Annotated in this window: 18 protein-coding genes; 8 read left to right on the plus strand and 10 right to left on the minus strand. The window is 60.6% G+C overall.

Features of this window, described 5'->3' with window-relative positions; all coding sequences use genetic code 11:
- Positions 1 to 2 precede the first annotated feature (2 nt).
- On the plus strand, positions 3 to 557 hold the full coding sequence (locus AC1Q5O_RS10085; protein ID WP_492562710.1) for a TetR/AcrR family transcriptional regulator: 555 nt from the start codon (positions 3 to 5) through the stop codon (positions 555 to 557).
- On the opposite strand, the gene AC1Q5O_RS10090 is transcribed toward AC1Q5O_RS10085, so the two are convergent.
- Both AC1Q5O_RS10090 and AC1Q5O_RS10095 read right to left on the minus strand, forming a co-directional pair.
- Positions 552 to 1823: a TCR/Tet family MFS transporter gene (locus AC1Q5O_RS10090; protein ID WP_492562712.1), complete on the minus strand. Its 1272-nt coding sequence runs from the start codon at positions 1821 to 1823 to the stop codon at positions 552 to 554. The genes AC1Q5O_RS10085 and AC1Q5O_RS10090 overlap by 6 nt on opposite strands.
- Positions 1824 to 1983: 160 nt before the next feature.
- A complete protein-coding gene (locus AC1Q5O_RS10095) occupies positions 1984 to 2448 on the minus strand; it encodes an Lrp/AsnC family transcriptional regulator (protein WP_223612630.1) in 465 nt (154 codons plus the stop codon).
- Positions 2449 to 2594: 146 nt separating this feature from the next.
- Between AC1Q5O_RS10095 and AC1Q5O_RS10100 the strand changes: the two genes are divergently transcribed.
- The gene (locus AC1Q5O_RS10100; RefSeq protein WP_492562714.1) at positions 2595 to 3317 is read left to right on the plus strand and encodes an aspartate/glutamate racemase family protein; all 723 of its coding nucleotides are present in this window, start codon (positions 2595 to 2597) and stop codon (positions 3315 to 3317) included.
- 180 nt (positions 3318 to 3497) lie between these two features.
- On the opposite strand, the gene ypfJ is transcribed toward AC1Q5O_RS10100, so the two are convergent.
- The gene (ypfJ, locus tag AC1Q5O_RS10105; protein WP_492562716.1) at positions 3498 to 4442 is read right to left on the minus strand and encodes a KPN_02809 family neutral zinc metallopeptidase; all 945 of its coding nucleotides are present in this window, start codon (positions 4440 to 4442) and stop codon (positions 3498 to 3500) included.
- A 369-nt stretch (positions 4443 to 4811) separates the two neighbouring features.
- On the opposite strand from ypfJ, the gene carB reads away from it, so the two are divergent.
- On the plus strand, positions 4812 to 8294 hold the full coding sequence (gene carB / locus AC1Q5O_RS10110; RefSeq protein ID WP_492562718.1) for a carbamoyl-phosphate synthase large subunit: 3483 nt from the start codon (positions 4812 to 4814) through the stop codon (positions 8292 to 8294).
- Between the two features lie 46 nt (positions 8295 to 8340).
- On the opposite strand, the gene AC1Q5O_RS10115 is transcribed toward carB, so the two are convergent.
- Entirely contained in the window at positions 8341 to 8688 is a 348-nt protein-coding gene (locus tag AC1Q5O_RS10115; protein ID WP_223612626.1) for an ArsR/SmtB family transcription factor, read from the minus strand.
- Positions 8689 to 8906: 218 nt separating this feature from the next.
- Between AC1Q5O_RS10115 and AC1Q5O_RS10120 the strand changes: the two genes are divergently transcribed.
- Positions 8907 to 9782, plus strand: a complete 876-nt coding sequence (locus AC1Q5O_RS10120; protein ID WP_492562719.1) for an NAD(P)H-binding protein — start codon at positions 8907 to 8909, stop codon at positions 9780 to 9782.
- A 188-nt stretch (positions 9783 to 9970) separates the two neighbouring features.
- Here the strand turns inward: AC1Q5O_RS10120 and AC1Q5O_RS10125 are convergent, their stop codons facing one another.
- A complete protein-coding gene (locus AC1Q5O_RS10125) occupies positions 9971 to 11755 on the minus strand; it encodes an ABC transporter ATP-binding protein/permease (protein WP_492562720.1) in 1785 nt (594 codons plus the stop codon).
- 604 nt (positions 11756 to 12359) lie between these two features.
- Between AC1Q5O_RS10125 and AC1Q5O_RS10130 the strand changes: the two genes are divergently transcribed.
- The gene (locus AC1Q5O_RS10130) at positions 12360 to 12572 is read left to right on the plus strand and encodes a cold-shock protein (RefSeq protein ID WP_027233379.1); all 213 of its coding nucleotides are present in this window, start codon (positions 12360 to 12362) and stop codon (positions 12570 to 12572) included.
- Positions 12573 to 12662: 90 nt separating this feature from the next.
- Here AC1Q5O_RS10130 and AC1Q5O_RS10135 read toward each other — a convergent pair whose 3' ends face one another.
- Positions 12663 to 14084, minus strand: a complete 1422-nt coding sequence (locus tag AC1Q5O_RS10135; protein ID WP_492562723.1) for an amidohydrolase — start codon at positions 14082 to 14084, stop codon at positions 12663 to 12665.
- A 212-nt stretch (positions 14085 to 14296) separates the two neighbouring features.
- Complete coding sequence (locus AC1Q5O_RS10140; protein WP_492562724.1) at positions 14297 to 15328, minus strand: zinc-dependent alcohol dehydrogenase family protein; 1032 nt, start codon at positions 15326 to 15328, stop codon at positions 14297 to 14299.
- 123 nt (positions 15329 to 15451) lie between these two features.
- On the opposite strand from AC1Q5O_RS10140, the gene AC1Q5O_RS10145 reads away from it, so the two are divergent.
- The gene (locus tag AC1Q5O_RS10145; RefSeq protein ID WP_492562725.1) at positions 15452 to 16378 is read left to right on the plus strand and encodes a LysR family transcriptional regulator; all 927 of its coding nucleotides are present in this window, start codon (positions 15452 to 15454) and stop codon (positions 16376 to 16378) included.
- Here the strand turns inward: AC1Q5O_RS10145 and AC1Q5O_RS10150 are convergent.
- Positions 16367 to 16993 carry a glutathione S-transferase family protein gene (locus AC1Q5O_RS10150; RefSeq protein WP_298702930.1) on the minus strand — a complete coding sequence of 209 codons (627 nt, stop codon included), beginning with the start codon at positions 16991 to 16993 and terminating at the stop codon, positions 16367 to 16369. The genes AC1Q5O_RS10145 and AC1Q5O_RS10150 overlap by 12 nt on opposite strands.
- Before the next feature lie 237 nt (positions 16994 to 17230).
- Between AC1Q5O_RS10150 and AC1Q5O_RS10155 the strand changes: the two genes are divergently transcribed.
- Entirely contained in the window at positions 17231 to 18433 is a 1203-nt protein-coding gene (locus AC1Q5O_RS10155; protein ID WP_298702929.1) for a pyridoxal phosphate-dependent aminotransferase, read from the plus strand.
- Between the two features lie 140 nt (positions 18434 to 18573).
- Entirely contained in the window at positions 18574 to 19554 is a 981-nt protein-coding gene (gene msrP / locus AC1Q5O_RS10160; RefSeq protein ID WP_492562727.1) for a protein-methionine-sulfoxide reductase catalytic subunit MsrP, read from the plus strand.
- Between the two features lie 338 nt (positions 19555 to 19892).
- Here msrP and AC1Q5O_RS10165 read toward each other — a convergent pair whose 3' ends face one another.
- Together AC1Q5O_RS10165 and trxB are read right to left on the minus strand one after the other, a co-directional pair.
- On the minus strand, positions 19893 to 20789 hold the full coding sequence (locus AC1Q5O_RS10165) for a LysR family transcriptional regulator (protein ID WP_105732078.1): 897 nt from the start codon (positions 20787 to 20789) through the stop codon (positions 19893 to 19895).
- 60 nt (positions 20790 to 20849) lie between these two features.
- Positions 20850 to 21824 (minus strand): thioredoxin-disulfide reductase, encoded by a 975-nt coding sequence (gene trxB, locus AC1Q5O_RS10170; RefSeq protein WP_464661314.1) that lies wholly within the window; start codon positions 21822 to 21824, stop codon positions 20850 to 20852.
- Positions 21825 to 21865: the final 41 nt, after the last annotated feature.

Here is a 21865-nt window from a genome sequence, read left to right on the forward strand (position 1 = left end):
ACATGGCCAAAACCAACGCCGAGCGCGCCGACATCGTACCTGTTCTCGCCGAGATCTTTCGCGAATATGGTTTTGAGGGGGCGAGCCTCGCAGTCATCGGCGACAAGACCGGCCTTGGCCGCGGCAGCCTTTACCACTTCTTTCCCGGCGGCAAGGAAGAGATGGCAACAGCGGTCCTGCACCATATCGATACATGGTTTGAAGACCGGATTTATCACCCTCTGCGCGAGTCGGACGATCCGGCCGCAGCCATCAATGCCATGTGCCGGGCCGTGTCGGATTATTTTCATTCGGGATGCCGCATCTGTGTCGTGGGTGCTTTTGCCCTCGACAATGTTCGGGATCGCTTTGCCGGCGCTATCCTCGACTACTTCGCAGAATGGCGGAATGCGCTTGCGATAGCCCTGCAGAAGACCGGCCACGCCCGTGATCAGGCAATCGACCTCGCGGAAGAAGCGGTGGCCAACATTCAGGGCGCACTGGTTCTTGCCCGCGCGCTGGATGATCCTGCCGTGTTCGAACGGGCCATGCAGCGGATCGAAAAACGTTTGTTATGAGGCTTCGCTCGAGACCAGCGCCGCCTGTTCCAGCGGCTCGTGCGCGGCAATGGCAGGTTTTTCCACCCGCAGGACAAAGACGGCGACGGCGATCACCACGAAGAGCCCGCCGAGTACATAGGGGGCGCCGCCGAAGGCGACCGATGCCGCCGGCGCGGTGAACATCGCAAAAATCTGGGTAAAAATCAGCGGACCGATCACATTGGTGATGCTGAACAGACTGGTCATCGCGCCCTGCAATTCGCCCTGCTCCGACGGCGGAACCTTGGCGGCGGCGATGCTGCGCATGGCTGGATCCGCCAGGCTTTCCAGGCAGGTCGCGACGATGACCGCATAGACCATCCAGCCCTGCCACGCCGCGGCATAGCCGAAGAAACCGAGCGCCGTGAAAACCAGCCCGATCACCGCCGTCCGCCACTCGCCGAAGCGGGCGACGACGCGCGGCAGGATGAAACCCATGACCAGCGCGCCGCCCATGCCGAACACGCCGAGCGACAGGCCGATGTCCCGCTGGTTCCAGTCATAGCGATAGGCGCTGACGAACGACCACACCGAGGGATAGGCCATGTGGCCAAGGGTGAGCATGAAGAAGACGAGGCCGATCCACAGGATCCCCCGGTGGCCGCGCATCTGTTTGAGAGCGCCGAGCGGATTGGCGCGCTTCCAGTCGAACGTCCGGCGGTTCTTCGTTGCAAGCGTTTCCGGCAGGAAGAAATAGGCCACGAGAAAATTCAGGAAGGCGATCAGCGCCGCACCGAAGAACGGCACGCGCGGACCGAACTCGCCGAGCAGGCCGCCGATGATCGGACCGAGGATAAAGCCGACGCCGAAGGCAATGCCGAGAAGGCCGAAATTCTTGGCGCGGTTCTCGTCGGTGCTGACATCGGCGATGTAGGCGGAGGCGGTGGAAAAGCTCGCGCCGCTGACGCCCGCCAGTACGCGGCCGATGAACAGCATGCCGAAACTCGTTGCGAGCGCGCAGATCAGATTGTCGATGGCAAAGGTGAACACCGAGGCAAGCAGCACCGGACGGCGGCCGAAACGGTCGCTCAGATTGCCGATCAGCGGGGCAAAAACGAACTGCATGGCGGCGTAGACGAACAGCAGCCAGCCGCCGTCTATCGCCGCGTGACTGACATCCGATCCCGTCAGCTGTTCGAGATAGGCCGGCATGACCGGCACGATGATCGCGATGCCGATGACATCCATAAGGAGCATGACAAAGACAAGAGTCAGCCCGCGCTTGGCAAGGACAGGATCAATCATCGAAACTCACTTTTGGCGTTCCGGAACGAAATTGATCCGGAAAATGCTCATAATCGATTTCCACGAGTGAAACAATACGTGAACATGATCAGAAAATCTGAGAAAATGCTTGCCGATTATGCTCAGGAATCAATATCTCCTGACATATGCTGCCACATCCCTACCTGGCATAACGGGTCGGCAGCGCGGTGGTTGCCTTCAGCGTCTCCATCGAAACCGAAGCGGATATGTCGAAAAACTCGACCTTTTCCACCAGCGCCTTGTAGATGCCGTCATAGGCTTCGACGCGCGGGAGAACGAGCTTGAGGATATAGTCGAAGGTGCCGGTCATCCGGTGCACTTCGACAATTTCAGGGATATCGATGATCGCGGCGCGGAACTGCTCCAGCCAGTCGGCGGAATGGCGCGCGGTGCGGACAATGACGAACATCGTCGTCGGCAGCCCCATCACCGGCCGGTCGAGCAGAACGACGCGGCGGGCGATATAGCCCTCTTCCTCCAGACGCTGGATGCGGCGGGAACAGGCGGAGACGGACAGGCTGACCCGGTCGGCCAGATCCGACACGGCGATGGACGAATCCGCTTGCAGCAAATCCAGGATTTTACGGTCACGATGGTCGAGCATATCCATTCCCGCGCAATATTTCGGCGTTGCGGCAGGAATATACGCCAATCCTTTGCGTGACGACAGATTTAATCCGCAAACTTTGCGAACCGTTCGCGCGGCATCTGAATTATCATTCCCTCAGTGATTTCAATGGGAGAATGAGAATGCGCACGATTGGGCTGATTGGCGGTATGAGCTGGGAAAGCACTGCCGTCTATTACCGGCAGATCAACGAAGCCGTCCGCGCCCGGCTGGGCGGCCTTGCCTCCGCCAAGGTGGCCTTGCAGTCGCTGGATTTCTCCGAAGTCGTCGCCCTGCAGAAAAGCAACCGCTGGGACGATGCCGCGGCGCTGTTGTCGGATGCAGCCAGGCGGCTTGAAGCGGCCGGCGCCGACTGCGTTCTCATCTGCACCAACACCATGCATCTCGTTGCCAGCGAGGTGGCAGGTTCCGTCAGCATTCCGCTGATCGACATCCGGCAGGAAACCGGCCGGGTGCTTGTCGCCGCCGGCAAGCAACGTCCGCTGCTGCTGGCGACGCGCTACACCATGGAACACGGGTTTTACGCAGACTATATGCGCGATGCATTCGGCATCGAGGTTATGGTTCCCAATGAAATCGACCGGGCAAAAGTCCACGCGGTGATCTTCGACGAACTCTGCTGCGGCATCGTGAAGGAAGAGTCCCGCCAGGCGCTGGAAAAGATCATCGTGCGCGGCAGGGAAGCCGGAGCCGACTGCGTCATTCTCGGCTGCACCGAAATCTGCCTCTCCCTCACCGATGACAATGTCGCCCTGCCGATGTTCGATTCGACCACGATCCATTCCGAGGCGGCCGTATCGCTGGCACTGGGACGGGATTTCACGGATCAGCAGACCGCCGTTTAGCCTCTTGTGATTTCAGGCTTGCAGGTGCGTGGTTCGTGGTTCGACAAGCTCACCATGAGGGAGGTGGGTTAGCTGCATGCCAATCGCGAACGTCGCGGAATAAGGCTCCCTGCAACTCTCAACCTCCCTCATGGTGAGCTTGTCGAACCACGAACCACTCGTCATGCAGCGCGCGTCTTATCAGATCGCGCCGCTGAACGTATCGCAGCTGTCGAGCTTGCCGCTGTCGAAGCCGCGCTTGAACCATGAGCTGCGCTGGGCAGACGTGCCGTGGTTGAAGCTTTCGGGAACCACATAGCCCTGCATCTTGCGCTGCAAGGTGTCGTCGCCGATCTGCTTGGCGGCATTCAGCGCTTCCTCCAGGTCGCCCGCTTCCAGAATACCCTTCTGCTGGGTGAAATGCCCCCAGATACCGGCAAAGCAATCCGCCTGCAGCTCGACCCGCACGGACATGGCATTGGCGTCGGCCTCGCTCATGTTCTGGCGCATCTGGTTGAACTTCGGCAGGACACCGATCAGGTTCTGCACGTGGTGGCCCACTTCATGGGCAAGCACATAGGCCTGGGCAAAGTCGCCCGACGCGCCGAACTTCTTGTCCAGCTCGTTGTAGAAGTTCAGATCGATATAGACCTTGCGGTCGCCCGGACAATAGAACGGTCCTGTCGCCGCGCTGGCGGAACCGCAGGCCGAACGGGTCTGCCCACTGAACAGCACCAGGGTGGGCGGCGGATACTGCTTGCCCTCCGCCTGGAAGATGCCGGTCCAGACATCTTCGGTCTCGGCCAGGACGGTCTTGACGAACTGCGTCATCTGGTCATTGGCCTGCGCCGTCGGGCGTGAGGCGGGCGACTGGCTCTGGCTTTGTCCGGGCGATGATTGATCCATCATACCGCCATCTACCAGAATCTGCATCGGATCGATATTGGTGCAGAATTTCAGGAACAGGAAAATGGCCGCAAGGACAAGGATACCGGATATGCCGCCGCCGCGCACGGACGGTATGCCGCCGCCGCTGGGAAAGCGGAAGCCGCCGCCATTGCCCATGCCGCCGGGAGTGCCGCCATCGTCACCATCGGTGCGGCGGTCCTCAACATTGTCACTTTGCCTACCGCCCTGCCAGCGCATTACCCACCTCCAGATGAACCCTCGGCCATGCCGCTGATATGTTGCACATCAACAGTATAGCTCCTTATTTGTTCCATGCACGATGCTATTTTCAACTGGTGGCTGCAATCAGTTCACGATCAATTTTCATGACCGAATAATGCAGAGTCCGCCCGTTGTTTTCGAGCAGGATGAGCACAAAGCGCCGCCGCATTCCTTTTCCATCCGAAACTGCGGCGAAAAAGCATGGATTTGCGCGTTTTTGGGGTTACGTAATCCGATCGCTTTGCCTATAAGGCAGCCTTAGCCTCGCATTAGGAATTTTGTGTCTGCCCGTACGGTCAAGTCCGTGCGGTTTTTTGTGCAGCACGCTGTTGATAGGAAGAAGCCATGCCAAAACGCACCGACATCAAATCTATTCTGATCATCGGCGCAGGACCGATCATCATCGGTCAGGCATGTGAGTTCGATTATTCCGGCACACAGGCCTGCAAGGCCCTGAAGGAGGAAGGCTACCGCGTCATCCTCGTCAATTCCAACCCGGCCACCATCATGACCGATCCGGAACTGGCCGATGCCACCTACATCGAGCCGATCACCCCGGAAGTCGTCGCCAAGATCATCGCCAAGGAGCGTCCGGACGCCCTGCTGCCGACCATGGGCGGCCAGACCGCGCTGAACACCGCCCTGTCGCTGCGCCGCATGGGCGTGCTCGAACGCTACAATGTCGAAATGATCGGCGCCAATGCCGAAGCCATCGACAAGGCCGAGGACCGCGCGCTGTTCCGCGAGGCCATGGCCAAGATCGGCCTGGAAACACCCAAATCCATGCTGGCCAATGCGACCGACGTGAAAAACCTCGACCGCCGCCTGCACAAGGAGCAGCGCGAAATCGTCAAGGCCAAATATTCCGGCGCCGAACTTGATGCGGCGCTCGACAAGCTGGAAACCGAATGGCAGCTGGGCGAAGGCGACCGCAAGCAGCGCTACGTCTCGCACGCGCTCGGCATGGCCGGTGCGGCGCTCGACCATGTCGGCCTGCCCGCCATCATCCGCCCCTCCTTCACCATGGGCGGCACCGGCGGCGGCATTGCCTACAACCGCACCGAATTCTACGAGATCATCGGCAGCGGTCTCGATGCCTCGCCGACCACCGAAGTGCTGATCGAGGAATCGGTTCTCGGCTGGAAGGAATATGAGATGGAGGTCGTCCGCGACAAGGCGGACAACTGCATCATCATCTGCTCCATCGAGAACATCGATCCGATGGGCGTCCATACCGGTGACTCCATCACCGTTGCCCCCGCCTTGACCCTGACGGACAAGGAATACCAGATTATGCGCAACGCCTCGATTGCGGTGCTGCGCGAGATCGGCGTCGAGACCGGCGGATCGAACGTGCAGTTCGCCGTCAATCCGGAAAACGGCCGCCTGATCGTCATTGAAATGAACCCACGCGTGTCGCGCTCCTCGGCGCTGGCGTCCAAGGCTACCGGCTTTCCCATCGCCAAGATCGCGGCCAAGCTCGCGGTCGGCTACACGCTGGACGAACTGGAAAACGACATCACCGGCGGCGCCACCCCGGCCTCGTTTGAACCATCCATCGACTATGTCGTCACCAAGATCCCGCGCTTTGCCTTCGAGAAATTCCCCGGCGCCGAACCGACGCTGACCACGGCGATGAAGTCCGTCGGCGAAGTCATGGCCATCGGCCGCACCTTCAAGGAATCGCTGCAGAAGGCGCTGCGCGGCCTTGAAACCGGTCTCACCGGTCTCGATGAAATCGCCATTCCCGGCCTTGGTGAAGGCAGCGACAACAATGCCATCCGCGCCGCCATCGGCACGCCGACGCCGGACCGCCTGCGCATGGTGGCCCAGGCGCTGCGCCTCGGCCTTTCCGTCGAGGAAGTGCACGAGGGCTGCAAGATCGACCCGTGGTTCCTGCAGCAGATGGCGGAAATCATCGCTACGGAAGAGCGCGTGCGCGAGCACGGCCTGCCGCAGGACGCGCAGAACCTGCGCATGCTGAAGGGCATGGGCTTCTCCGATGCCCGTCTCGCCAGCCTGGCCAAGGTCGACCCCAACGAGGTGGTCAAGCTGCGCAAGAAGCTTGACGTGCATCCCGTTTTCAAGCGCATCGATACCTGCGCGGCCGAGTTCGCCTCGCCGACCGCCTATATGTACTCGACCTATGAAGTGCCCTTCGCCGGTGCCCTCGCCTCGGAAGCCCAGGTTTCCGACCGTAAGAAGGTCGTCATCCTCGGCGGCGGCCCCAACCGGATCGGCCAGGGCATCGAGTTCGACTATTGCTGCTGCCATGCCGCCTTCGCCCTGCGCGATGCCGGCTATGAAGCCATCATGATCAACTGCAACCCCGAGACGGTATCAACAGACTATGACACCTCGGACCGGTTGTACTTCGAACCGCTGACCGCCGAAGACGTGCTGGAAATCCTGCGCGCCGAACAGACCGCCGGGACACTGCATGGCGTCATCGTCCAGTTCGGCGGCCAGACACCGCTCAAGCTCGCCGATGCGCTGGAGAAGGCCGGTATCCCGATTCTCGGCACCTCGCCGGATGCCATCGATCTGGCTGAGGATCGCGACCGCTTCCAGAAGCTGCTGATCAAGCTCGACCTGACGCAGCCGAAGAACGGCATCGCCTATTCCGTCGAACAGGCCCGCACCATTGCCGGTGAACTCGGCTTCCCGCTGGTGGTACGCCCGTCCTATGTCCTGGGTGGCCGCGCCATGCAGATCATCCATGACGAGCGCGCCCTGCAGAGCTATCTGCTCGACACGGTTCCCGAACTCGTGCCGGAAGACATCAAGCAGAAATATCCGAACGACAAGACCGGCCAGATCAACACCCTGCTCGGCAAGAACCCGCTCCTGTTCGACCGTTATCTCAGCGAAGCCATTGAAGTCGATGTGGATTGCCTGTGCGACGGCAAGAACACCTGGGTTTCCGGCATCATGGAACATATCGAGGAAGCCGGCATTCACTCGGGCGACAGCGCCTGCTCGCTGCCGGTGCATTCGCTTTCGGCGGAGATCGTCGCCCAGCTCGAGGCAGAAACCGCCGCGCTGGCAAAATCGCTCAACGTCGTCGGCCTGATGAACGTGCAGTACGCCATCAAGGACGGCACGATCTATGTGCTTGAAGTCAACCCGCGCGCCTCGCGCACGGTACCCTTCGTTGCCAAGACCATCGGCAAGCCGATCGCCAAGATCGCCGCGCGCATCATGGCGGGCGAAACGCTGGACGAGGCGCTGGCCAATTATGGCGGCAAGCCGTCCGGCACCGCGCGCAAGCACATCGCCGTCAAGGAAGCCGTCTTCCCCTTCGCCCGTTTCCCCGGCGTCGACATCCTGCTCGGACCGGAAATGCGCTCGACCGGCGAAGTGATGGGCCTCGACTACGACTATGCGCTGGCCTTTGCCAAGGCGCAGCTCGGCGCCGGTGTCGACCTGCCGCGTGACGGCACCCTGTTCGTCTCGGTGCGCGACGAGGACAAGCAGCGCATTCTTGCGCCGGTCAAGCGGCTGGCGAATCTCGGCTTCAAGGTCCTGGCGACTGGCGGCACGGCGCGTTTCCTCGCGGAGAACGGCGTTGCCGCGCAGAAGATCAACAAGGTCCAGGAAGGCCGTCCGCATGTCGAGGATGCCATCCGCAACCGGCAGGTGCAGCTGGTGTTCAACACCACCGACAGCGCCAAGGCGATCTCGGACTCAAAATCGCTCCGCCGCGCCACGCTGATGCAGAAGGTGCCCTACTACACGACCCTGTCGGGTGCCGATGCGGTGGCCGAAGCCATTGCGGCGCTCAAGGCAGGCTCGCTCGAAGTGCGGCCGCTGCAGGATTATTTCTGACACTTGCTCCGGTCGCGGCCCTTGCCGTGACCGGATTTTCCCTCACTCAGTTGGGCGTTCCCTCAGGATCGCCCTTCTGCAGCGCCTGCAGATAATCCTCGAGCCGGTCGAGGCTCTCGTCCCAGAAACGCCGGTAATGGTCGAGCCAGTCCGACACTTCGCGCAACGGCCCGGCTTCCAGGCGGCAGGGGCGCCACTGCGCCGCGCGGCCGCGGGCAATCAGCCCGGCCCGCTCCAGCACCTTCAGATGCTTTGAAACCGCAGGCATGCTCATATCGAACGGCGCCGCCAGTTCGGTGACGGAGGTTTCACCTTCGGCTAGCCGCGCCAGAATGGCGCGCCGCGTCGGATCGGCGAGCGCGGCCAGAATGCCACTGAGACGGTCAGGCGTCATATTTTTTACATTACCTATTGGTTAAATAACTAAATAGTTTAATATTGCAAAGCCCGGGCCTTGTCAAGATTCGGCACGCCGATGGTAACGGCAGCAAAGAGCGGAAACCAGACCCGCCGGAGCTTGGACAAAATGACCTGCACCCGCGATTGACCTCAACTTAAGTTGAGGTTTTATAAGCTTCACTCCGCCCGGAATCCATCCACTCAGGAGCACGCATGTTGACCGATATCGAACGACTTACAGACGCACAGTTTCTCCGGCTGTTTCAGGCAAAACGGTTTTTTGTGACAGGCGCGACGGGCAATGTCGGCCGGCACGTCGTCAATGAACTGCTGGAAAACGGCTATCTCGTGCGGGCGCTCACCCGTAATGCGCAGCGCGCCAATCTGCCTGCCGGCGTCGAGGTGGTCGAGGGCGACCTGACGCGGCCGGAAACATTCGAACGGGCGCTTGCCGGCGTGGCCGGCATGCATCTCATCACCATCGGCGGCGACGATTACACGCCTCTCGACAACGGCGCCGAGATTGTCCAGCTGGCGCGCTGGGAGGGCGTGCAGCGCATCAGCGTGCTCAGCGACGAGCGGGCCGGAAGCGTCGAGGAGGCCGTCCGGGCAAGCGATCTGGAATGGACCATCCTGCAGCCCGTCGACCTCATGTCCAACACGCTCGGCTGGATCAAAAGCATCAAATCGGCCAATATCGTGCGCGAGCCCTATGGCAGCACGGCAAGAACCCTCATCCACGAGGCGGATGTGGCAGCCGTGGCCGCCCGGATTCTCAGCCATGGCGGCCACGCCCGCAAGACCCTCAAGCTAACGGGCTGCGAAGTCCTGACCATACCGGACAAGATCAAGGCGATCAGCGCGGTGACGGGCAAGCCGATCCGCTATGTCGAGGTGAGCGAGGAGCACACGCGGCAATCCATGCGTGAACTCGGCATCGGCGAAGACGTCATCGACTATGTGGTGGCGTGGAACAGCAATCCGCCGCCGGAAGGGCGTGCCGTCACCGGAAGCGTCCAGCAGGTCATCGGCCGCACGCCCCGCCGCTTCAGCCACTGGGTTAAGGAGCATGCCCCGCTGTTCATGTGAGGGAAAGGCAAGGCTGCATGTTATTTGGTGCGTGCCTGGTGCGTGGTTCGACAAGCTCACCATGACGAAGGTGGTTTGGTGCAAGATCAATCACAAACGCTGCAGAACGGTGCTCCCTGCAGCCCGCCCACGTCCCTCATGGTGAGCGTGTCGAACCACGCGCCATAAATCGCGCAGCGGCAAAACGCCTAGACGCCGCTCAGGCCTTCCGCTTCCATGCCATGGCCACTGGGATCGCTGACAAAGTGCAGCACCTTGGAAAAGACGTGATTGCTCATGTCCTCGCGCCCGATATGCACCACGGTGGACTTGGCCAGCTTGTCGCGCAGCACGGCCATCACCCGGTCATGCGCGCCCGCTTCCATGGCATCCAGCGCCTCGTCGATAACCACCCAGTCCGGCTTGTGCAGCATCAGGCGGGCAAAGGCCAGGGATTGCTGCTCGTCGTCGCTCAGTTCGCGGTCCCAGCGCGAGCGGAAGTCGAGCATGGTCTTGAGGCGGTCCAGGCCCAGCTCATGCAGCGCCGAAATGAGCTCGCTGTCGGGAAAGGCCCCCTTCCCAAGCGGATAGGACATGACCTCCCGCAGGCTGCCAGGCGGAAAATAGGGTGAGCGCGGCATATAGAGGATCGCCGTGTCTTTCGGCAGGGCAATATTGCCGGCACCCCATGGCCACAGACCGGCAATCGCACGGAAAAGCAATGTCCTGTCGATGCCGGGTTCGCTGGTGATCAGCACCCGTTCGCCTGCATTGACGACCGCCTTTTTTTCCTTCAGGCGCACGGTTGCCAGCGGTGCCGTGATCTTGAGCGTATCGAAAACAAGCTGGTTGCCTTCCGACTGGGAGAACTTGATGCGCTGCTCGACGCTGTTCAGCGTGTCCATCGACTGGACCGCCTGCCGGAATGACGTCACGCGCAAGAGCGTGGCGCGCCAGTCGGCAATGGCGCTGAAATTGTCGACGAACCATTTGAGCGATGCCTGGACCTGATTGAAGGCGCCGACGGCGATGATCAGACCACCGAATGACAGGTTACCGGCAAAATACACGGGTGCGGCCACCAGATAGGGGGCGACCTGCGTGAACCAGCCATAGCCGGAGGTCACCCATACGAGCTGCGTCCAGGCCGTTACCAGCTGGCGGATCGCGGCGAGCAGCGAATCGACGTCCAGACCAAGCCGGACCTTTTCATCCTGTTCGCCCCGGTAGAGCGCAATCGCATCGATATGCTCGTTGACGCGCATCAGCGAAAAGCGCAGGTCGGATTCACGCTGGTAGCGGTCCGCATTGAGCTTGATCAGCTTGCGCCCGACAAACCAGCTGATGGACGAAGCGGAACCGGCATAGAGGATGGCCGCCCACACCATGTAGCCCGGAATGGAAAAACTGTGGCCGGAGACGTTGAAGATGAAGCCGCTGGACAGGCCCCAGAGCACGCCGATGAAGCTCATCATCAAAATGGAGGCTTGCAACAGGCCGAAACCGAGGTCTGTCGACATTTCGGCGAGATGGCGTGCATCCTCGTGCAGACGCTGATCGGGATTGACGCCGATCGGCCCGGAATTCGACAGCTTGAAGGCCCGCCGGGGAACCAGCCACTCGCCGATGAGGTCGCGGGTCAGACCTTCGCGCAGTTTCATGCGGGTCATCTGATTGAACCAGGTCTGCCCGACGGCGAGGATCAACAGGCAGATGGCGATGCCCAGAAAAACCAGCAGTTCGTTGAGAAATGCCGGAAAGTCGCGATGGGAAAGCGCGTCGAGAAAGCGCCCGTTCCATTGCACCAGACGAACCTGGCCGGCGGAGGTGATGATGATGATGGCAAACATGCTGAGCAGCAGCAGGACGAGCCGGTTGCGGACGGGTGATATCCAGTAGACATGCAAGATAACGCGGAGCTGAGAAAGCAGGCCCGCCTGTACTTCGCCGGCAACGGCGATGGCGGACGTCTTGCTCTGTTTGTCTTCCGCCATCAGTTAGAGCCTTTCCTGCCTAAATAGAAACAGTTCTGTTTCTCGGATGGCGAGACAACCCACGCGGAAGGTAGCAAGGCCGATGTTTACCCATCGGACGAAGCTGCCTGACAAAGTGGTTGGCCGCCAGCCGGAAACCCGACGGGCCGGGTGAATTTGGCCCAATGCCATCGGGCTTTGTCTTCACCCGATGGATAAACATCGGCCTCGCCAAATCCCTCGCCCTTGAACCAAATTCCCTCCGGCAGAACGATTCTATTTAGGCAGGAAAGGCTCTAGCCCCGTGGACGACCGTGATTCGGCCTCTCCACTTTATCATTGTTGGTTGGATTGCACCGGATAAAGCGCCGGATTTACCCAAGGGAAGTAAGGCTGAATTCCGCCCGGTCAAGGGCGCGCGCGTGACGGGCACATGCGGCCGATTTGAATCCCGCTTGTTTCGGCTCCGATTCTGTCTTATGTATCCCGCATCGATTTATCGGTCGAGTGACTTTGCGACCTGCGTAACCCGTTGCGCTTCCTGATGAACTCCATTGCATAGGTTCGATTCCCTGGGCAGCATAGCTGTATGTTGCCTGTCTTATATCTCTGAAAGGAATTTCCCATGGCTACGGGAACAGTGAAATGGTTCAACAGCACTAAGGGCTATGGTTTCATCCAGCCTGACACCGGCGGTGCAGACGTATTCGTACACATCTCCGCTGTTGAGCGCGCAGGACTGCGCGGCCTCAATGACGGCCAGAAGGTCAACTACGAAATCGTACAGGATCGTCGTTCGGGCAAGTCGTCCGCTGACAACCTCAGCGTTGCCGGCTAATCGCCGCACGCGAAAATCGACAGGTTTTCGAATATACAAATTTGGAAAGGCGGGATTTTGATCCCGCCTTTTTGCATTTTCCGGGCAGGCTCAGACGATATCGCTTTCGGAGTAATCAGCCACCAGTTGCAGCATGGCGCGCAAACCGACGATGAGACCGCTTTCATCGACCAGGAAAAAATCGGAGTGGTTGCCCGGCGCTTCTTGAGGGTCCTGCCCGTTGCCCGTGATCCCTACCCTGAAGAAAAGCCCTGGAACCGCCTGAGCGAAATACGAGAAGTCCTCGCCGCCCATGCCGCGCTCGATCAGTTTCGTATTCTCCATTCCGGCGACACGGGCAAGCGTCGGGGCCATCTTTGTGGTCAGTTCTTCATTGTTGACAACCGGCGGATAGCCGTTCGCTTCCCAGATAACCTCCACGTCTCCCCCCATTGCCTTGGCAGTAAAGGTAGCCAGTTCGGTGAAGCGTTGCATCAGGTGCTGGCGCTGTTCTTCGGTCGACGTGCGCAGTGTGCCCACGAGTTCCACCTTGGCGGGAATGATATTGTAGCGTGTCCCGCCTTTGAACACACCGACGCTGAGAACCGCCGGCTCGCGCACGATATCGGTTTCCCGGCTGACGAGCGTCTGCGCGGACGATACGATTTCCGATGCGATGACAATGGGATCGACACCATTCCAGGGTGTTGCGCCATGCGTCTGCTTGCCTTTCACCGTCAGGCGGAAACCATCGGAACCCGCGCTGATGGGGCCGGGACGATAGCCAATCGTTCCGGTAGCAAGATTGCTGGTTACATGCAGACCAAAGACAACATCGGGTTTCGGATCGGCGAAGGCGCCCTCTTCCAGCATCTTTCGAGCACCGCCGATCTCGACCCTGGGTAGTTTCTCTTCGGCAGGCTGGAACAGGAGCTTTACCGTTCCCTTGAGATTGGCCCTGTTTCGCGCGAGGATTTCAGCAGCGGCCATCAGAATGGCAACGTGGCAATCATGACCGCATGCGTGCATGACTGACACCTCATCACCCTCCCACATTGTCCGCACCCTCGATGCAAACGGCACATCGGTCTTTTCCTCGACAGGCAGGGCGTCCATATCGGCACGCAGGGCAATGACCGGACCTGCCCCCGCCCCACCTTTCAAAACCGCAACGATACCGGTGGTGGCGACCTTCTCCCGGACCTCATAGCCAAGCGCCTTCAGATGCTGCGCCACGAGCGCCGAGGTGCGGACCTCCTGGTTCCCCAGTTCCGGATTTTCATGGATATCGCGCCGCCAGGCAATCATCCGCTCTTCGATGTCATGCGCCTGCGTATCGAAAACACCATGAATCTTTCGAGCCGGGGCGGGCTCAATACCCAATGCGGCGTGAAGTGGTGAGACGCCCAGCGCGAACAATCCGCAACAGGCACATAGGGTCTTGAGGAACTGACGACGCTCAAGCACGTCATCAATGGCTTCGGCTACAAATCGCTGGGGTGAAGAAGACTTTGCGGGCGTGAACAATTTCATGGCAATCAACCTTCGTGCTGAAAATGAGAGGCAATAAAAATTCATTTCAAATGCAATAAAACAGGATGGTACCCCAACCCGCGGCGCTGTCAAGAACGGGGCCCGGCCATTGGCAGAATGAAACCGCGCCCCCGCAACCGTTCGTTCAGGATATTCACCGCACACAATCGGCAAGCTCGGATCGAGCCCGCCGATTGTGAATCTCGGCGTCCTCAGCCGATCTCGACGACCACCTTGCCGAACGGTCCGCGGTCCAGATGATCGAGCGCGTCGGTAAAATCCGCCATGGTGTAAACGGCATCGATGACGGGGGTAGCACCCGACAGTTCGAACGCGGCAACCAGATCCTCCAATGCCCGCCGGTGCCCGACCTGAATGCCCTCGACGACCACGCGCTTGCGGGCAAACGGGCCAAAGCCGCCGGATATCTCAAAGCCGTCGATCACCCCGATCAGCGAAATGCGTCCGCCGACCGCCGCCGCGCGCAGGGACTTGTCGAGATGGGCGCCACCGATCGTCTCAAGGATGTGGTCGGCGCCGTGATCGCCGGTCAGCCGGTAGACGGCTTCGACCCAATCCTCCTTCTGGCGGTTGATCCCATGATGGGCACCGAGTTCCCTGGCCCAGGCGAGTTTCTTGTCGTCGCCGGAGACAACGATAACATTCGCCCCATGCATCAGCGCAATCTGCATGCCGAAGATCGACACGCCGCCGGTTCCGATGACGACCACGGTCTGCCCGGCCCTGAGCCTGCCGCGTTCGACCAGGGCGGTCCAGGCGGTGAGGCCGGCGCAGGGCAGCGTGCTGGACTGAAGACCGGTCAGCGTGTCAGGCGCCCGAACCGCCCAGTCCTCGTGCAGCACGACATATTCGGCCAGAACCCCCTGCATCGGCCCGCCAAGGGTGCGGCCATTGGGATCGCGCGCCGTGCCGGGACCATTGCCATCGATCCAGTCGGGCAGGAAGGTCGAGATGACGCGGTCGCCCGCGGCAAAGCGCGTCACACCGGCGCCGACCGCCGCAACGGTGCCGGACAGATCCGACAGCGGCGTGAGCGGTTCCGTATGGGGCGCCGGCAATCCAAAGCCGAGATCGACCAGCAGCTTATCGCGGTAATTGAGGGAAGCCGCCGCGGCCTTGACCAGAATTTCACCGGGCCCGGGCGTTGGCACCTCGGCCTCGACCAGTTTGAGATTGTCGCGTCCGGCCCCATTCAGCGTCCAGCGTTTCATCGTCTTCGTCATCATCTCTGTCCTTGCATGCCCCGCCAGCCGGGGTGAGAACAGCGTTTTATATGATCGCAACACGATGCAGTTGCGCCCATTCCACCCATTATTGTATCGTTCCATTCTACAATGGAGCGAAGAATGGACCGGCTTGCAGGTATTCAGGAGTTTGTCACGGTGGTGGATGCCGGCGGATTTTCCGCCGCCGCGCAAAAACTGCACCTGTCGCGCTCGGCGGTCGGCAAGGCGGTCGCCCGGCTGGAGGAGCGGCTTGGCGTGCGTCTCTGCCATCGCACCACGCGGGCGTTCACGCTGACGAGCGACGGCAACGCCTTCTACGCGCATTGCGTGCGCATCCTGGCCGAACTCGACATGGCGGAAGGTGCCCTGGCCTCCGACAGGGAACAACCGGCTGGCCGCCTGCGCATCAGCGTTCCTGTGATATTCGGCCGTTACTGCGTGGCGCCCGTCATCGCCGACCTCTCCCGCCAATACGCGGCGTTGCGCTTCGATGTGTCTTTCACCGACCGGCCGGTGGACCTGATCGAGGAAGGCTATGACCTCGTCGTTCGCAATGCAGTCCTGCCCGACAGCGCCGTCCTCACCGCCCGCCGCATCGCACGCCAGCGCATGACCATCTGTGCAGCGCCGTCCTATCTCGCCGCACGCGGAACCCCGCGCACCATCGGGGATATCGCCGAGCACGACTCCATCGTCTATGGCCGCGACGGCAACACCCGGCCCTGGCTTTTCGCCGATGGCAAAGGCGGTACCTATGCGGCCCCGGCCCGCACCCGGCTGATCCTCGATGATCTGGATACTGCCGCCGATATGGCGGTCGCGGGCATGGGGCTCGCCTGGCTGCCCTGCTGGCTCATCCGCGAACGGGTGCACAGCGGCAGCCTTGTCCGGGTTCTGCCCGACGTCGAACCGCTGGTTTTCGACACCTATGCCGTCTGGCCGCGGGCGCCCTTCATGCCGGCGCGCATGCGCGTGCTCATCGACGCCCTCGCCTCCCGCCTGCCCGGCATGACCGGCACAGGCGGCGAAATCAAGTCAGCCGCCTGACGCCTCCGGCAGCCAGGTGATCGGCACATGGCCCTCGTCACCGGCAACCCGGCTCAGCCATTTCGCCACGGACGGATAGGCCGAGAGATCATAGCCGCCCTGATTGGCCTCGTGGGTATAGGCATAGAGCGCGATGTCGGCGATGCTGATGGCGTCACCGGCGAAATAGGGCGTCTTCTGCAGCTGCTGCTCCATGACGAGCAGCGCCTTGTTGCCGCCTTCCAGCGTGGCCGCCAGCCGTTCCGGCGTCGCATCCTTCGCCCGTTCGGGATAGACAAGCAGGGCGCGGCGCACCGCGATATTGGGCTCGTGCGTATATTGTTCGAAGAACAGCCATTGATACATCAGGCCGCGCGCATAGGAATCATCGGGGATGAACCGGGTTCCCTCGGCCAGATAGAGCAGGATTGCATTGGACTCCGCCAGAAACCGGCCATCGTCAAGCTCCAGCAGCGGCACCTTGCCATTGGGGTTCTTGGCGGTGAATTCCGGTTTTCGCGTCGACCCGTCCGTCGATGAAATGGCCACATGCTCGAACGGCAGGCCGAGCTTCGCCATCAGCAGGCGCGGCTTGTAGCAATTTCCGGAGCTGAGCTGCGAGTAAAGTATCGGCATGGCTGGTCTCCTGTGGCGGGCGAATATCGCCGCTGGTGTCCGGTCTCATCGGTTTGCGTGAAACATCGCATGAACGGCAGTGATGCTTTGAATGTTTCATGTCACACCCTGCATAGAAACAGCGCGATGTGAAGCCTTTTGCGCACGCTTTTGCTTGCGATTCCGTGCCTGTTGCGACATAGCAGACCCGCACACCGGCTACCCCTTGTCAAACACCCGCTTCAGGAGAACGATACCATGGCATTCCTCGCCGACGCCCTTTCCCGCGTGAAGGTTTCCGCAACGATTGCGATCACCCAGAAAGCACGCGATCTGAAAGCCGAGGGCCGGGATGTGATCTCGCTCTCCGTTGGCGAACCGGATTTTGATACGCCCGACAATATCAAGGAAGCCGCCATTGCCGCCATCCGCCGCGGCGAGACCAAATATACCCCGGTTTCCGGCATCGTGCCGCTGCGCGAGGCGATCACCCGCAAGTTCAAGCGCGAAAATGAACTCGAATACAAGCCGAGCCAGACCATCGTCTCCACCGGCGGCAAGCACGTCATCTACAACGCGCTGCTCGCCACGCTCAATCCCGGCGACGAAGTCATCTGCGTTGCGCCATACTGGGTGAGCTACCCGGAAATAGTGGCGCTGTGCGGCGGCACGCCGGTCATCGTCTCGGCCACGCAGCAGCATGAATTCAAGCTGCAGCCGGAAGATCTGGAACGCGCCATCACGCCGAAGACCAAGTGGGTCATTCTCAATTCGCCGTCCAATCCTTCGGGCGCCGCCTACAGCTGGGATGAGCTGAAGAAGATCACCGACGTTCTCGTGCGTCATCCGCATGTCTGGGTTCTCACCGACGACATGTACGAACACCTGACCTATGGCGACTTCAAGTTCGTCACCCCGGCACAGGTCGAGCCAAGCCTCTACGACCGCACGCTGACCATGAACGGCGTGTCGAAAGCCTATGCCATGACCGGCTGGCGCATCGGCTACGCCGCCGGACCGCAGGCGCTGATCAACGCCATGGACATGGTGCAGGGCCAGCAGACATCCGGCACCAGCGCCATTTCGCAATGGGCTGCCGTCGAGGCACTGGACGGCACGCAGGAACACCTGCCGGTGTTCAAGAAGGCGTTCGAAGGCCGCCGCGATCTCATCGTTTCCATGCTGAACCAGGCGCCGCTGCTGCAGTGCCCCAAGCCGGAAGGCGCCTTCTACGTCTACCCGTCCTGCGCAGCCGCCATCGGCAAGACGGCGCCGTCGGGCAAGGTGATCGAAACCGACGAGGATTTCGTCAGCGAATTGCTGTCGAGCGAAGCCGTTGCCGCCGTGCATGGCTCGGCCTTCGGTCTTGGACCGAACCTGCGCATTTCCTATGCGACGTCGGATGCCAAGCTCGAGGAAGCCGGCAAGCGCATCCAGCGCTTCTGCGCCAGCCTGCGCTGATCGCACAACCGGATTGAAGACAAAAAGGGGCCCATCGGCCCCTTTTTCTTTGCGGCAAAGGCTTCACGGCTTTGTGTTGATCGTTCTTGCACGGAAATGGCATATTTCCACCGCAACGCCGCAGAGATGAAAGAACAGTTATGGCCGCCATTCACCGCAAGCCCGCCTGGGCGATAGCCGAAGCCCTGGCAACCCCCGAGGCGGCATTCCTCAACCGGCGGTCGATCCTGCAGGCCTGGGGCCTTGGTGCGCTGGCAACCGCTGCGCTCACGGCACTGCCAAAGGCAGCGCGCGCCGCGGCAGAGCATAAACCCGCCGGCAATCCGGCGTTCTATCCGGCCAGGCGCAATGACGCCTATACGCTCGACCGCAGCCTGACACCGGAAGAGATCAACGCGACATACAACAATTTCTACGAATTCGGATCGGACAAGGGGATTTATGCGGAAGCGCAGAGCCTCATCACCAATCCCTGGGCGATCGACATCGACGGCATGGTGGACAAACCTTTCACCATCGAATTTGCCGATCTTGAAGCAAAAATCCCGCTGGAAGAGCGCCTCTATCGCCATCGCTGTGTTGAGGCATGGTCGATGACCATTCCATGGACCGGCTTTTCGCTGGCCAAACTGGTTGAGCTGGCGAAACCGCTCGCCTCGGCCACATACATCCGCTTCGAGACGTTCAACGATCCGTCCATGGCCAGCGGCCAGAACGGCTTTCTCTATAGCTGGCCCTATGTGGAGGGCGTCACCATGGCGGAAGCGGCCAATGAGCTCGCCTTCCTGGTGACGGGCGCCTATGGCAAGCCCCTGCTCAACCAGTTCGGCGCGCCGATCCGCCTCGCCCTGCCGTGGAAATACGGGTTCAAGTCGATCAAGTCGATCCGCAGGATCACCTTCACCGACAAGCGGCCGGTAAGTTTCTGGGAGGAGCTGGCATCGAACGAGTACGGTTTCTGGGCCAACGTCAATCCGGCGGTGGCACACCCGCGCTGGAGCCAGGCGCAGGAGCGCGTGCTGCACACGGGTGAAACCGTGCCGACGCTGTTGTTCAATGGTTATGGCGATCAGGTCGCGTCCCTCTACACGGGGCTCGAAAACGAAACGCTCTATCGCTGATTTTTTGGAAACATACCCCAGAAAAGAAAAGAGGCCGGACAATTGCCCGGCCTTAAGTTTTGAAGGATGCCATTTCTGGCAAAACCTCCAGAGGGGAACACTAGCGGATGCGCAATGGGAGGAGGAGACGCATCGGCTAGTGATGTGGATATGGGCCCTTTAACCGCTTCTTGCAATCCCCCAATTGTGCAATGCACCCATGCACTAAATGCATACCGACAATTTATCGGCATTTTTGAAATGAGAGCGCGTGTTTGCGGTGCAATCCGGCAAGATCATGCTCCGAACCGGCCCGCTTGCGAAAGAAAATTTTTTCGCAAAAATGCAAAAACAGCCGATCAATAGGACCAGGTGCGCGCCTTCGAGAAAAGGAAATCTCGAAACACGTGCAATTTCGCCGCGTTCTTGATTCCCTCGGGATAACAGAAGAACGTATCGAAGGACGGCAGCTCCATCTCCGGCAGCAGGCGCACGAGGGTCGAATCCTTCTCGACCATGTAATCGGGGAGCACGCCGAGGCCGACACCCTTCTGGATGGCGCGCTTGATCGACAGGAGATTGTTGATCTGCAGAACGGCGGGGCGCAGATTGCCGTCCGACCGGCCTATCCCCTCCAGCCAGTTGAGGTTGGTCAGGTACGACGGGGCCGGCTCACCGAAGCTGACGATGCGATGGGAATCGATCTCATCGATGTTTTCGATCTTGCCGTATTTGGCGATGTAGCCCGGCGAGGCGTAGACGTGCATATGCACTGTGAACAATCGCCGCTGGATCAGGTCAGGCTGCTGCGGCTGGCGCAGGCGGATGGCACAATCCGCGTGGCGCATCGTCAGATCCAGCTCCTCGTTGTCGAGCAGCAGCTGCAACTGCACTTCCGGATAGAGTTCGATGAATTCCTGCACGCGCTCGATCAACCAGCCGGAACCGAGACCAACGGTGGTGGTGACGCGCAGCTTGCCCGACGGGCGGTCCTTGCTTTCGGTGAGGCGCGAGCGGACGTTTTCCAGCTTCATCAGCACTTCATGCGCCGTGCGGTACAGCACCTCGCCCTGCTCGGTCAGGATAAGGCCGCGCGCGTGCCGGTGAAACAGGGGAACGCCGACATCCTGCTCCAATGCGCTCACCTGGCGGGAGATGGCCGATTGCGACAGATGCAGCGTCTCGGCGGCATGGGTGAATGACCCAGCCTCCGCCGCAGCATGGAATATTCGCAATTTGTCCCAGTCAAGCGACATGGCGCAGTCTCTCCCCCATTCCGGTTCCGCATATCGCAACCGGCCTTATCTCAAACGCCCTTATTCGGCAGCCTGGCGCACCGGTTCCTGTGCCGCCAGCCAGCGTTCGGCCTCAAGGGCCGCCATGCAGCCCATTCCGGCCGCAGTCACGGCCTGACGATAGATATCGTCGGTGACATCGCCGGCGGCGAAAACACCGGGAACATCGGTCGCCGTCGAATCCGCAGCGGTCCACAGATAGCCATTCGGCTTATGCTTGAGTTTCCCCTTGAACAGTTCAACTGCCGGTGCATGGCCGATGGCGACAAAAACACCATGCGTTGCAAGGTCCGTCGTCTCGCCTGTCTTGACATTCTTCAGGCGCACGCCGGAAACCGATGCTGCCATAGGCGGCTTTGCCTCCGTACCCGTGATTTCGTCGATGACGTTGTCCCAGACGACTTTGACATTTTCGCGGGCAAACAGGCGATCCTGCAGAATTTTTTCCGCACGGAAATGATCGCGGCGATGCACGACCGTGACGGACTTTGCCAGATTGGCAAGATAGAGCGCTTCCTCGACGGCCGTATTGCCGCCGCCGACAACGACGACATCCTTGTTGCGGTAGAAGAAACCGTCGCATGTGGCACAGGCGGAAACGCCGAAGCCCATGAAGGCCTGTTCGGTCGGGATTCCAAGCCATTTCGCCTGCGCACCCGTCGCGATGATCAGCGCATCGCAGGTGTACTGCGTGCCGCCATCACCGACAAGGCGGAACGGCCGGACGGAAATGTCCACTTCCGTGATGATATCGTGAATGATCTCGGCGCCGACATGTTCGGCCTGAATGCGCATCTGGTCCATCATCCATGGCCCCTGCACCGGATCGGCATAGCCCGGATAGTTCTCGACATCCGTGGTGATCATCAGCTGGCCGCCCTGCTGCAGACCGGCAACGATCACAGGTTTCAGGTTGGCGCGGGCCGCATAGATGGCTGCGGTATAGCCGGCAGGACCGGAACCGATAATGAGGACGGGCACGTGGCGCTGTGACATATCAAGACCTATAAACAGATGTTCAGCCAGAACGGGTTGGG

The sequence above is a fragment of the Phyllobacterium sp. MT110 genome (assembly GCF_058792715.1).